Below are 13,654 nucleotides of genomic sequence, written 5' to 3' on the forward strand. Positions count from 1 at the left end.
TTATTCAAATGTTTAAAGACAATAAAAAAACCCAGTTCATGAACTGGGTTTTTTTATGCATAGATGCTGAATTAGAACATCTATGACTGCATTAGAAGCGTACTTTAGCGTTTAAGCCAATAGTTTGCATATCTTCATCAGTACCTACAGCATTAGCATTTAAATAGCTTGCACCTACAGCAACTGCTGGGGTAATAAAGTAGTTTACATTAACACCCCAAGCTGAATCAGGTGTATCTGCAAAACTTGATTTAGCGTATGAAACACCTGTGCTAAGTTTAGAGTTTAGGTACAAATCAGTTTTTAACTCGTATGCAGTGTCTTCACCGTAAACGATACCTGTTTCGAAACCGATTGACATAGGCGTGCCATCGATAGCACCAACGTATTTAGTACGAGCAGTGATTGCATCTTGCTTGTCAGCGATAGTCGCTGTTTCACCAACTGCTTTACCAAAACCTTTATTTAAGATTTTGAAAGTATCCAAAGATGTTTGTTCAACAACGTTCGTATAACCTACCGCTACGAGGAAGTTTGGAGCGATTACCGAACCAAATTCAACAGCCCAACGCTGACCACGGTCATCATTCTCGCCATATTTACCGTCATTGTCAGTCGCGCTATAGCTTAAGCTTGCATACGCCGGTGTATATGGAGTTGGTACATAAGCTTCAGCTTTAACACCTACGTTTTGAGATTTAGTATCATCAAGATTAGCAAAGTTATATCCAAGAGCTACATTTGATGCTTGGTTAACAAAAGCTGCTTCTGCTAAAGGACCTTTAGATGCATCTACATTTTTGAAGTAGTAAGTTGCTTGTCCGCCAACAGTGTAATTATTAAAATCTCTGTTTTCATCGTTAGAATCTAGAGCTTCAGACTGACCTTGGATTTCGAATTGGTAAGCTTGAGCACCGGTCATGGCTAATAATAAAGCAGTGGCTAAACCGAGTTTTTTCATAATAATTTCCAGCTTTTACAGTAAGGAGTAAAGTTGGATTTCATTCTATTGTAACAAAATATGATGTCAATGTAATAAATGACATGTTCCGACAAATGATCATGTAAGATAATAATGGTGGTTAAAAGTTGCTCTGCTAGAGTTTCGGTTGTCAACTTTAGAAAAAATATAATATTAATATATAGATAAGATATTTTCTTATGTTTATTTAAGCCAGTAATCTTGTTTTGAAACGATGTATCTTAATTGTTTAATTCGATTGAGTTTATCGTTTTTTTCGTTTTAATATGTCGTAAAACTGTAATAAATTACCAATAAAAATGTGATTTTAATCTCATTAAAATTGTGTTATGTGATTAATTTAATTTGTAAATGAAGCATGACAATTAAAAAATTTGGGAAGTTCAATTTTAAGAGCTAATTTAATTTGGAAAAACGATTGTAAATTTAAACCTGATCTATTTAATCGACTTTACTTTTTGAGATATAATTCACATAATGGTTGCAGAGAGGTATTTAATTTGCATTTTATTCTCTCGTAACATTTTCTCAATATATTGTGTTTTACTAGCTCGACTTTCCCCAAGGTTGAGCTTTTTTTTGCCCGTTCTTTATCCATTTTTTAAGATATGACCTTTGAGTTGGCGTAAATTCAAGCTAGAGAAACGAAATCAACCTAAATTTACGCCAGTACTTGAGAACCGATTAAATTTATTTCAACATTGGCTTCAAGAAACGCCCTGTGTGAGAAATCTCAACTTCAGCGACTTGCTCAGGTGTACCTTCGGCAATGATTTGACCACCACCAGAACCACCTTCAGGACCAAGGTCAATTACCCAGTCTGCGGTTTTGATCACATCCAAATTATGCTCAATCACCACAATGGTATTACCCTTATTGCGTAGCTCATACAAAATGTCGAGTAACTTAGCAATATCATGGAAATGTAGACCTGTTGTCGGCTCATCCAAGATATATAAGGTTTTACCTGTATCACGTTTTGCTAACTCACGCGCTAATTTAACCCGTTGCGCTTCACCACCTGAAAGCGTGGTTGCTGCTTGACCTAAACGAATATAGCCTAGACCTACTTGCATTAAGGTATCTAAACGGCGGTGAATCACAGGAATGGCACTAAAGAATTCAGCAGCATCTTCTACGGTCATTTCTAACACGTCTGAAATGTTCTTGCCTTTATAACCAACCTCTAAAGTTTCACGGTTATAACGCTTGCCATGGCAGGCATCACAAGGCACATACATATCAGGTAGGAAGTGCATTGCGACCTTGATCATGCCGTCGCCTTCACAGGCTTCACAACGTCCGCCTTTCACGTTAAACGAGAAACGACCTGCGCTGTAACCACGTGCTTTGGCTTCAGGCGTTTGTGCAAATAACTCACGAATTGGGGTAAATAAGCCTGTATATGTGGCAGGATTCGAACGTGGGGTACGACCAATCGGACTTTGGTCAATATCAACCACTTTATCTAAGTGCTGTAAACCATCAATCGAATCAAACTTTTCTGCGGTCAGTGTGGTTGCACCATTGAGCTGGGTCGCAGCTAAAGGTAATAAGGTACGGTTAATCAGCGTTGATTTTCCTGAACCTGACACGCCTGTGACACAGGTCATAATGCCGAGAGGAATGGTCAGATCGACATTTTGCAGGTTATGTCCACTCGCACCAGACAGCTTGATCACTGCATTTGGACGAGGTGATTGGGTACGCTGTTTCGGTACTTCAATCTTCAATTTGCCTGAGAGATATTGACCTGTAAGGGAGTCAGCATGGCTTGCCAACTCATCATAAGTGCCTTCGGCAATAATTGCACCACCATGAATACCTGCACCAGGACCAATATCAATAATATGATCCGCAGCACGAATCGCGTCTTCATCATGCTCAACCACAAGCACCGTATTACCCAAATCACGTAAGCGAATTAAGGTTTGTAATAGGCGATCATTGTCACGTTGATGCAGACCAATAGATGGCTCATCCAGTACATACATCACACCCATTAGGCCTGCACCAATTTGCGATGCGAGGCGAATACGTTGTGCTTCACCACCTGATAATGTTTCGGCTGAACGTGCAAGACTGAGATAATTTAAACCGACACTGACGAGGAAATGTAAACGTTCACGAATCTCTTTAAAGATTTTATCGGCGATTTCACCTTTGGCACCTTCAAGATTGAGGTCTTGATAGTAGTTTTCAGCGTCACCAATCGACATCTTGGTGATTTGTGCGATGGTCTTATCTTTAACACGAACATGGCGTGAAATTTCATTGAGACGTGAACCATCACAGGCATCACAAGCTGCATTGGATAAATATTGTGCGAGATCATCACGCACATAATTCGATTCAGTTTCACGATAACGGCGTTCTAAATGTGGCAGAATTCCTTCAAAGGCTTGCACACGACTGTGTTTACGACCACGTTCATCGATATAACTGAGGTCGATTTTCTCTTTGCCTGTGCCTTGTAAAAATTTCTTTTGGGTGTCTTTATCTAAACTATTCCAAGGCTGATCGAGATCAATACTGAAATGATCCGCTACTTTTTGCAGCATGGTGTAGTAATACGGACGTTGTCTGTCCCAACCACGAATCGCCCCTTGGCTGATCGAAACTTCTGGATTTGGAATCAGTTTTTCTGCGCTGAAATGGCTGCGTGTTCCTAGACCGTCACAGACAGAGCAAGCACCAAATGGATTATTAAATGAGAATAATCGTGGTTCAAGTTCAGCTACGGCACGGTCACATTCAGGACATGAATGTTTTGCAGAGAACACACGTTCAGGATGTTCGCCATTCATCCACGACAACAACGCAATATCACCGCCTAGACGTAATGCAGTTTCAAACGATTCTGCAATACGGTTGCCTAAATCATCACGCACTTTAAAGCGATCAACAACCACTTCAATGCTATGCTTTTTCTTTTTATCTAATTCAGGTGGGGTATCAATATCAATGATTTCACCATCGACACGCGCACGGACAAAACCTTGACCTTGTAATTGTTCAAATAATTGGGTGTATTCACCCTTACGCTCGCGCACCACAGGCGCAAGCAGCATCAGTGCGGTGCCTTCGGGCAGTGCCTTCACTGCATCAACCATTTCGGAAATGGTCTGCGCCACCATTGGCAGGTCATGTTCAGGGCAGTATGGCGTACCGACACGCGCATACAGCAAACGTAGGTAGTCATAAATTTCGGTAATGGTTCCCACGGTTGAACGTGGATTATGGCTGGTCGACTTTTGCTCAATGGCAATCGCAGGAGACAAGCCCTCAATTGAATCGACCTCAGGTTTTTCCATTTGCGAAAGGAACTGGCGTGCGTAGGCTGAAAGCGACTCAACATAGCGGCGCTGACCTTCGGCATACAGGGTATCGAACGCCAGTGATGATTTACCTGAGCCAGAAAGTCCCGTAATCACCACAAATTTGTCACGTGGTATATCGAGTGACACATTCTTTAAGTTATGGGTACGTGCGCCTCGAATACGGATATGACTTTGACTCATAAATACATCTCGAAATTGTGCGAATAAAACGTGTATATAATAGCGATTTAAAACTGTTCAAGCTGTAACAAAACGATTTTAAACGTCAGATTGTGTCGGATTAATGATTTCAAATATGTTTTTAACATGAAATTCTAATGTGGCCAAAGGTTTATCGCTGAGATTTACAGACCATTTATTCAAAAATAAATTCCAAAAATTGAGGGCATCATGTCAAAAAAACTGCAAGTTTCGATTGTTGCGATAGTTCTGCTGGTCTTCGTTTATGTGTATGCATCTCCCTATCTGGTGATTTACCAAATCCGTCAGGCATTGAAGAATGAAGACAGTGCAGCACTGGCAGCCTATGTTGATTTTCCCAGTGTTCGACAGGGAATCAAGGATCAGTTGAATACCGAACTCGTAAAGAAATTTCCAGAACATGCACAGGCATCGGAGGGTGGCTTTGCCGCTTTCGGTACCTTACTGGCGTCTTCGATGGTGGATAAAATGGTGGATGTGATGGTCAGTCCGCAAGGAATTGCCATGCTTTTACAGGGAAAAAAGCTAAAAGAAAGTTTGCCATTTCAAGCCCAGCCTGAACAGTCCGAACAACAGCAAACACAGGCAGGAGAGCAGGCAAAGGAAAAGCTGTCTTATCATGGTAAATATCAGTCATTCAATCGCTTTACGGTGGAAATCCGTCACCCACAAAAGCAGCCTCCAATTAATGTCATTTTGCAAAGACAAGGCTTGAGCTGGAAAGTCACACAAATCGTATTGCCAATCGAGCAATTGAAATAGATCAGTGCTACATTAAAATCAATTGTGTAAGGTGCAAAACAAGGAAAAAAATAAAATGTTGGGAACAATTTTAATTGCGTTGATTGCTATATTGCATGTTTATATTTTAGTGCTGGAAATGTTTTTATGGGATAAACCCTACGGTTTAAAGGCTTTCGGCAATACATTAGAGAAAGCTCAACTGACCAAGGTTCTGGCACAAAATCAGGGCCTGTATAATGGCTTTCTAGCAGCAGGCTTGTTCTGGTCATTACTGGCACCCACAGCTTGTGCAGTTGCAATCGCCAACTTCTTTTTAGGCTGTGTGTTGGTTGCAGGCATTTATGGCGGGCTGACCGCCAGTAAAAAGATTATTTATATTCAGGCTGTACCTGCATTGATTACCTTAATTGTTGTCAATCTTTTTTGATAAGGCTCAACAATAAAAGTATTTATTCAACTTTATTTATGCTTTAATGCATTCAGTTTGAGATGAGCCTCATACAGTATATCGGATGATACGATATACGACTAAGCCCCTGAAGAGGGGCTTTTTTATGTCTGTATGAAATGTTTTAGGCGTGGTCCAATCCCAGCCACTGCCGTTGCTGATAAGCACTGTCCCAAAACAACCATTCCAGTTTTGCACCCATCGTATAAGCCGCATGCATTTTTGCCAGCGTGTCCTGATCACAGCGTGCGGCGACTTTATCTACAGTTGCAATCACATTGCGCACTGCCGTATTAAATTCTTCACCTGCATAGGTATCAATCCATGCTTGATACGGATTATTAGGAACTGATTGGTTTACGATGTCTTTACCAACCTCAGCATAAATCCAAAAACAGGGAAGCAATGCTGCCAAAATCACAGGATAACTTTCTGACCAAGCTGTTGCGGTTAGGAAAGAGGTGTAATGGTGGCAGGCAAGTGTTAATGGTGTACCTTCAAACTCAGCCTTGCTGACATCAAACTCCTGCATAAAATCACTATGCAGGCTACGTTCTACAATAATCGCAATTTTTGCTGCTTCCGAAAATTGAATCACATCATCTGCTTCATAGGCTTTTGCCGCAGCTACAGCAAGCGCACGACCATAAGCTAGTAAATAGTGAGCATCTTGAATCATATAATGACAAAATGCTTTACGATCTAAAGTACCCTTAGCTAGTTCTTGATTGAATGGTAGAGCTAATATTTTTTGATATAAATCGTGATTACGTTGCCATACATCTTGAGAAAACGTCATGAAATGAACCTATTAAAGTACATATAAAAGAAATCTTTCAGCACTATAACAGAGTCTGGTTTGAATGGTTTCTTTTGCCAAACAAGTCCAACAATCTTTTCTCTTTTTGGGGCGAAACTCGCCTACAATAGCTACATTTTTATAACTCAACGATTTCGCATAAGGCTGTTCATGAAGCATTTTCGTTTTTCTATATTCTTTACGGTAGTGTGTTTAGCACTATCTGCCTATTGGGGCTACACGCATGGCCCTGAAGCAGGCGTAGCTACGATGCTTAAAGCATTGACCATTACTGCGATCTTGGCCGTGATGGAAGTTTCGCTATCCTTTGATAATGCTGTGGTAAATGCTTCGGTATTACGTAATTGGGATCATTTTTGGAAAATGATTTTTTTAACGGTGGGTATTCTAATCGCCGTGTTTGGAATGCGTTTGATTTTCCCTGTCGTTATTGTTGCTGTGACGGCAGATATGGGCATGATTGAAGTCGCTAAAATGGCATTGAATGATCCAAAAACCTATTCAGAACGTTTAATGGCACATCATGCTGAAATTTCATCGTTTGGTGGTACTTTCCTGTTAATGGTGTTTTTAAACTTCTTCTTTGATGATGGTAAAGAAACCCATTGGTTTAAGTGGTTAGAAGCAAAATTAGCAAATTTAGCCAGTGTACCCGCCATGTCTGTTTTTCTCGCATTGATTGCCATGATTATTATGGCAGCCAATGTTGAAGAGTCTGTACGTTTGGCTGTGACCATGGCAGGGATCTGGGGTATTGTCGTATATATTGGCGTGCAGGTGCTTAGTCATCTCCTCGGTGGTGAGCCAGAGATTGATGAAAATGGTAATGCGGTTACGCATGATGCAAATGGCGCTGCTTCAGGTGTCGTGAAAGCTGGCTTTGGTGGTTTTTTATATCTTGAAGTCCTAGATGCATCGTTCAGTTTTGATGGTGTGATCGGTGCATTCGCGATTACCAGTGATGTTGTCATTATCATGTTAGGTCTTGCGATTGGCGCAATGTTTGTCCGTTCAATGACCATCTATCTTGTTGAAAAGGGCACGTTAGATGCTTATATTTTCTTGGAACATGGTGCGCATTATGCGATTGGCGCTTTGGCATTTATCATGATCGCAAGTGGTACAGGCTTACATGTACCTGAAGTTGTAACGGGCCTGATCGGGGTTGCCTTTATCGTTTGGGCAGTGATCGCATCTATTCAATATAGCAAGCGAGAACAGCAAGCTTCTTAAGCTTATTTTCAGCTAAGTGGTATATTTTAAATAAAGGAGCACGATTTGCTCCTTTATTTTTTCTCCTAAAGATTGTGTTTTTCATAATCTACTTACAACCTTGTTAAGCGAATCGCTTATAATTCGCTAAGCCAGTTATAGTGTCTTATCAATAATGAATGCTTTAGAACGCCGTTCAACTTTTGCCTTAAGCAGCATTTTTGCCTTACGCATGTTGGGTTTGTTCATGATTATTCCTGTCTTTTCAGTGGCAGGACAGTCTTATCAATATGCCACGCCTGCCCTCATTGGTTTAGCGGTAGGGGTCTATGGTTTAACACAAGCAATTTTGCAGATTCCGTTTAGCTTGTTGGCTGATCGTTTTAGTCGTAAACCATTGGTTGTACTGGGTTTACTCTTATTTGCGATTGGTGGTGCGATAGCAGGTTTATCTGACACAATTTATGGTGTGATTATTGGTCGTGCAATTGCAGGTGCTGGTGCAGTTTCAGCCGTAGTCATGGCTTTACTGGCCGATGTGACCCGTGAAGAACAGCGGACTAAAGCCATGGCAGCGATGGGGATGAGTATTGGCTTGTCTTTCGTAGTGGCATTTAGTTTAGGGCCTTGGCTCACTAGCTTAGTCGGTATTTCTGGACTATTTTTCGTGACAACGATTATGGGATTGGCTGCGATTTTGATGTTATTGCTCGTGCCTAAAGTCACACGACATCATCGTAATTTCCAACAAGGTTATTTATCGCAGTTGAAACAAGTCATTCAAATGGGCGATCTGAATCGCTTACATGTCTCTGTTTTTTCTCTGCACTTATTGCTCACGGCAATGTTTATTTATATTCCTTCTCAGTTGATTGAATATGCACAGATTCCACTGGCAAAACATGGTTTGATTTATTTGCCATTATTGGTGCTGAGTCTGTTCTTTGCTTTCCCAAGTATTATTATTGCTGAAAAATATCGCAAAATGCGTGGTATTTTCTTGTCAGCAATTGCTGGAATTATTGTGGGTTTACTGATTCTTATTTTTGGTTATGAATCGAAATATGTATTGCTCGCAGGGCTTGGTATTTTCTTTATCGCCTTCAATGTCATGGAAGCATTATTGCCGTCTTGGTTATCGAAAGTTGCACCTATTCAATCTAAAGCAACTGCGATGGGAATAAATGCCAGTAGCCAATTCTTAGGTGCTTTTTTTGGTGGTACTTTGGGCGGACAGCTTTTGATGTTACAGAATACTGCACTTGGCTGGAGTGTCCTCTCTGGGATTGCTATACTCTGGTTGTTGGTCAGTTTTGGGCTGGCTCAACCTCGATATTTGTCTTCAATTGTGTTGCCTTTACCTCAAATGACACAAACGGATGAATGGACTTCAAAATTGTTGGCAATTCGTGGTATTGAAGAAGTCGTGGTGATGCCTGAACAACAAGTTGCTTATATTAAAGTCGATAAACAGTGTATAGATGATGCTGGACGACAAGATTTAACGCACTTGATTGGCAAAGAGGTAGCCATTTAAACATAACTCTTATAAAGTAAAACATAGAAATATATAGGATGAAGACAGCTAATGCGTGGTGTGAATAAAGTTATTTTAGTAGGTACTTTGGGTAAAGATCCTGAAACCAAAACTTTTCCAAATGGTGGATCCCTGACTCAATTTTCGATTGCAACAAGTGAGTCTTGGACAGATAAGAATACAGGCGAGCGTAAAGAACAAACAGAATGGCATCGTATTGTGTTACACAACCGTTTAGGCGAAATTGCACAGCAATATTTGCGTAAAGGTTCAAAAGTTTATATCGAAGGTTCATTACGTACTCGTCAATGGACAGATCAAAACGGTCAAGAGCGTTACAGTACTGAAATTCGTGGCGATCAAATGCAAATGTTAGATACGCGTCAACAAAGCGAACAAGGCGGCGGTGACTTTAATCAACCACGTTTTAATAACAACAATAACCAAGGTGGTGGTTACCAAAATACGGGTTATAACAACAACCAAAATGGTTATGGTCAGGGCGGAGGTTTTGCTGGCGGTAATCAAGGTAATTATGCTGGTAGTCCACAAGCAGGAAATGGTTTTAATACACCAAAATCAGCACCTCAGCCTGCGACTGCCCCTGCTGATTTAGATGATGATTTACCGTTTTAAAATGTACAATACTTAATTATTGTATTTATTAAAGAGAAAGAGCTTGATTTATATCAAGTTCTTTTTTTATTTTTAAAAAATATTGAATTTTACTTACTCGCTATTTTTTATACAGCAAATGTCAACAGACCCTAATTTAGTATTAAATTATCTATAAAATTTAAGATTGTCCTGTTTGTGGAATAATTTGTTGTTAATCCATATCTATAAGCGTTGATCATCAAGGCGTAAAATGAGTCTCAAGAAAAGAATTTCTACCTGAATAGGAGAAACTAAATGAAGAAAGTTCTTGGTATCTATCAAAATAAAAATATGCACTGGGTTGGTGATGGTTTCCCTGTGTACAATTTGTTTTCTTATGATCGTTTGGGACAAGCGATTAGCCCATTTTTACTTTTAGATTATGCAGCGCCGTACCGTTTTGAACCAACAACTGCTCAACAAGGAGTGGGTACCCATCCGCACCGTGGTTTTGAGACCGTGACGATTGCCTATCAAGGTGAAGTGACACATAAGGATTCAAGTGGTGGCGGTGGCACAATTAAAGCTGGTGATGTGCAATGGATGACAGCTGGAGGTGGTGTTCTACATCAAGAATTCCATTCCCCTGAATTTGCTCATCAAGGTGGTTTGTTTGAAATGGTACAATTATGGGTAAATTTGCCAGCTCATTCGAAAATGACACCTGCAAAATATCAAGCCATTGAAGCAACAGATATCCAAAGCATTCAGTTGGATGATGTAGGGAGTGAATTGCGTGTGATTGCTGGGCAATATCAAGAGACAATTGGCGCAGCTACAACATTCAGTCCAGTCAATGTTTGGGATGGTAAAGTTGTGGCAGATCAAGCGCACACGTTTTATGTGACCGAAGGACATACCACATTGTTGGTGCTACTTTCTGGTGAGGTGATTTTAAATGATACTCAACACATTGCAGCACCAAGTTTGGTTGTACTGAGCCGTGAAGAAATTGATTTTACGATCAAGGCTGAGCAAGACAGTAAATTCTTGATTTTAACAGGTCAACCTTTGAATGAACCGATTGAAGGTTATGGGCCATTTGTTATGAATAGCAAAGCTGAGATTACAGATGCGATCAATGATTTCAATCGTGGTAAATTTGGCAGCATGTAAAGCTTAATTTTCCTTATTACAGACACATATAAGAAAGCCCATAACTCCTTTAAAGCTATGGGCTTTCGCTATAAGACTCTCTATTGATTGTTTTAATATTAGGTCACTTATTATTATCAAGTTTGTTACGTGACTCGATTCTGATTATTGTTTAATCACAATAGCGCTAAATTTCAGCTTTGCAAAGTCCCTAACAGGGTAAAAATGGAAAAATAAAGAATGTTATGTATATTTATTTAATGTATAAAACAATATAGTTAATATTATCATTGATTTAAGCTTAAAATAAGAAGTGTGTTAAAATGTAACAATAAGTGAATGGACACATTAAGACAAAAGTCTAGCTTAAATGCAGAATCTGGTATTTTTTAATACCGTATTTAGGTTAACTATCAGTCATAATCAAGAAAAATCATCAACTGATGGGACATAATTTTGGATATTGCAATTATCGGCAGTGGTATGGCAGGACTTGCCTCAGCCAGAATCCTACATGATGCAGGACATAACGTAACGATATTCGAAGCACTTGCTGGGCGCGGCATGGACAGTCACAGTATAGACTTTGATGGGGGCTTAATTGATGCACCATTACGTGTGATGAACCCAAAACTTTGGAAAAATACTTTAAGTTTAGCCAGCTATTTGGGAATAGAAACGTTCCCTGTGCGTACATTTATGGCTTGTAGTTGGTTATTCGAAGATAAAACAGATACTTGGCTAACAACTTCACGTAGCCGAATTGGAAATTTCCCAATTATTAATAACCGTAAAGGGATACAGCAATATGGCTGGCGTCTGGTAAAAGGGATGCTACAACTCAAAACAGCTGTACATCAATTTTTCAAATCAGATAATCAAGACATCACCCTAGCTGAATTCATGAATCAATACCATATTGAGGAAGTGTTCTGGCATGGTACGGTAATGCCAGTGCTTTATACCATTTGCACATGCCATCCAAAAACGATTGGTGAGTGGCCAGCCAAGCCCCTATTAGAATTTATTCGCCAACTCACAGAAGGTGAAGCTTTATTGCGAATGAAAGGGGGAACACCTGCACTCGTGAATCGACTGATTGATGGAATTGCTATCCATAGTGGCTCACCTGTTGAAAAAGTAGAAGAACAAGGCGATAAGATTTTGGTAGAAAATGGACAAGGTGCAAGCCAATTGTTCGATCGAGTTGTTATTGCAACACCAACACCAGCCATTGAAAATTTTCTCAAGCAACCACAATTTGCAGATGATATTGCATTACTGAAAAAGTTCCGTTTTGAACAAGGTGATTTGGTTATTCACACCGATCCAATCGTGATGCCACAACGCCGTAAAGATTGGGCAGTATTAAGTTATATGATGGATCGGAATTTTAGCCGCCAGCAATTCACTGTGTGGATTAATTCAATCGAACCAAGCCTAGTCGGCAAAAATGCCGTATTCCAAACTTGGTGCCCTGTAATTGATATTGACCCTAAGAAAATTATTTCTAAGGTACAGCTCACGCGTGCTGTTGTTGATTCAGAGACGGTTGCGTTGAATAAACAAATTCAAAAACGTCATTTAGACCTCAATCGTAAAGTGTTTTATTGTGGTTCGTGGTCATGTGATGGATTACCAATTTTAGAATCTGCGGTGACCTCGGCGATGCATATTTCTGAAATTTTAGGTGCGCCATTGCCTTTCGTTGGGCTTAAACCGAAAGTTTCAGTTGCGCCAGAACTGGGTTATTAAATATGGCTTACTCCAAGCAAGGATGGATTGAGAAAGTTTTCGGACATAAATATGCAATAGATGCAAAACGTCTCGGAGATGATTCTCTACTTGCTTGGAGTAATTTAGGTTATTGGCAGAACCAATATGATGATTACCCACAGGCTTGCCAAAACCTAGCGGATCAAATCGCTGCTTCTATTCAACTCAAACAATCTGATCATGTTTTAGATCTGGGCTGTGGACAGGGAGCAAGTCTTTTACATTGGCTTAGGTATTATCAGATTCAACAACTCAGTGCGGTTGAGCTACAGCCAGAATATGCCAAACGAATTCAAAAACAATTAGCCCAAGTTCAAATTCATTGTGGATCATTTTTGAATTTAAACGCACTGCAACTTTTAAATTTATTTGATGTAGTGCTGTGTATAGATGCAGCTTATCACAGTGATTTGAATTCATTTCTCAATTCGACATCTTTGGTTTTGAATTCAAAAGGTCGAATTGCATTTCATTATTTGATGTGGTCAGATGCTTGGCGAGAGTGTTCAAATTTAAAAAAACAACAATACCGTTATTTGCTCAAAAGCGCTGATGTAAATTGGCAAAATTTAATGGGTGAACAACAATTAACACAAAAGCTTATACAAAAAGGATTTACCCAGATTGAAATTCAGGATTTTTCCGAACCTGTTTTAAATGGTTTTGCTGTCTATATTGAAAATAAGAGAAAAGAAAGGAAACATTTTGACTTGGCACAATTGAAAATTGATATGACAGCAAAGTTATGTAGAAAACTCTATCAAGATGGTTTAGTGCATTATATTCAGGTCAGCGCAGTTAAAAATTAGGCAATAAAAAAGGCTTAATCTTTAAAATTAA

At 39.7% G+C, this 13,654-nt stretch carries 11 protein-coding genes; 8 read left to right on the forward strand and 3 right to left on the reverse strand.

From position 1 onward, the window contains the following. Positions 1 to 91: 91 nt before the first annotated feature. Both omp33-36 and uvrA read right to left on the reverse strand, forming a co-directional pair. Complete coding sequence (gene omp33-36, locus HYG88_RS02005; protein ID WP_178882474.1) at positions 92 to 961, reverse strand: porin Omp33-36; 870 nt, start codon at positions 959 to 961, stop codon at positions 92 to 94. A 711-nt stretch (positions 962 to 1,672) separates the two neighbouring features. Beyond that, positions 1,673 to 4,504, reverse strand: coding sequence for an excinuclease ABC subunit UvrA (gene uvrA / locus HYG88_RS02010; RefSeq protein WP_178882475.1), 2,832 nt, complete (start codon positions 4,502 to 4,504; stop codon positions 1,673 to 1,675). A 210-nt stretch (positions 4,505 to 4,714) separates the two neighbouring features. On the opposite strand from uvrA, the gene HYG88_RS02015 reads away from it, so the two are divergent. Together HYG88_RS02015 and HYG88_RS02020 are read left to right on the forward strand one after the other, a co-directional pair. Next, positions 4,715 to 5,287: a DUF2939 domain-containing protein gene (locus tag HYG88_RS02015; RefSeq protein ID WP_178882476.1), complete on the forward strand. Its 573-nt coding sequence runs from the start codon at positions 4,715 to 4,717 to the stop codon at positions 5,285 to 5,287. A 55-nt stretch (positions 5,288 to 5,342) separates the two neighbouring features. Beyond that, positions 5,343 to 5,696 carry a DUF1304 domain-containing protein gene (locus HYG88_RS02020; RefSeq protein WP_004678971.1) on the forward strand — a complete coding sequence of 118 codons (354 nt, stop codon included), beginning with the start codon at positions 5,343 to 5,345 and terminating at the stop codon, positions 5,694 to 5,696. Between the two features lie 145 nt (positions 5,697 to 5,841). On the opposite strand, the gene tenA is transcribed toward HYG88_RS02020, so the two are convergent. Then, entirely contained in the window at positions 5,842 to 6,516 is a 675-nt protein-coding gene (tenA, locus tag HYG88_RS02025; protein WP_178882477.1) for a thiaminase II, read from the reverse strand. 171 nt (positions 6,517 to 6,687) lie between these two features. On the opposite strand from tenA, the gene HYG88_RS02030 reads away from it, so the two are divergent. The 6 genes from HYG88_RS02030 to HYG88_RS02055 all read left to right on the forward strand — a co-directional run bounded on the left by HYG88_RS02030 (position 6,688) and on the right by HYG88_RS02055 (position 13,623). Then, the gene (locus tag HYG88_RS02030; protein ID WP_178882478.1) at positions 6,688 to 7,770 is read left to right on the forward strand and encodes a DUF475 domain-containing protein; all 1,083 of its coding nucleotides are present in this window, start codon (positions 6,688 to 6,690) and stop codon (positions 7,768 to 7,770) included. A 151-nt stretch (positions 7,771 to 7,921) separates the two neighbouring features. Continuing rightward, positions 7,922 to 9,286 carry an MFS transporter gene (locus tag HYG88_RS02035; RefSeq protein ID WP_034602552.1) on the forward strand — a complete coding sequence of 455 codons (1,365 nt, stop codon included), beginning with the start codon at positions 7,922 to 7,924 and terminating at the stop codon, positions 9,284 to 9,286. 51 nt (positions 9,287 to 9,337) lie between these two features. Then, positions 9,338 to 9,922, forward strand: coding sequence for a single-stranded DNA-binding protein (gene ssb, locus HYG88_RS02040; RefSeq protein WP_005156773.1), 585 nt, complete (start codon positions 9,338 to 9,340; stop codon positions 9,920 to 9,922). Positions 9,923 to 10,198: 276 nt separating this feature from the next. After that, a complete protein-coding gene (locus HYG88_RS02045; protein WP_178882479.1) occupies positions 10,199 to 11,059 on the forward strand; it encodes a pirin family protein in 861 nt (286 codons plus the stop codon). Between the two features lie 435 nt (positions 11,060 to 11,494). Further along, complete coding sequence (locus HYG88_RS02050; protein ID WP_005156769.1) at positions 11,495 to 12,793, forward strand: FAD-dependent oxidoreductase; 1,299 nt, start codon at positions 11,495 to 11,497, stop codon at positions 12,791 to 12,793. 2 nt (positions 12,794 to 12,795) lie between these two features. Further along, positions 12,796 to 13,623: a cyclopropane-fatty-acyl-phospholipid synthase family protein gene (locus tag HYG88_RS02055; protein WP_178882480.1), complete on the forward strand. Its 828-nt coding sequence runs from the start codon at positions 12,796 to 12,798 to the stop codon at positions 13,621 to 13,623. Positions 13,624 to 13,654: the final 31 nt, after the last annotated feature.

Source organism: Acinetobacter sp. SwsAc4, assembly GCF_013391535.1.
In the GTDB taxonomy this organism is placed as follows: Bacteria; Pseudomonadota; Gammaproteobacteria; order Pseudomonadales; family Moraxellaceae; genus Acinetobacter.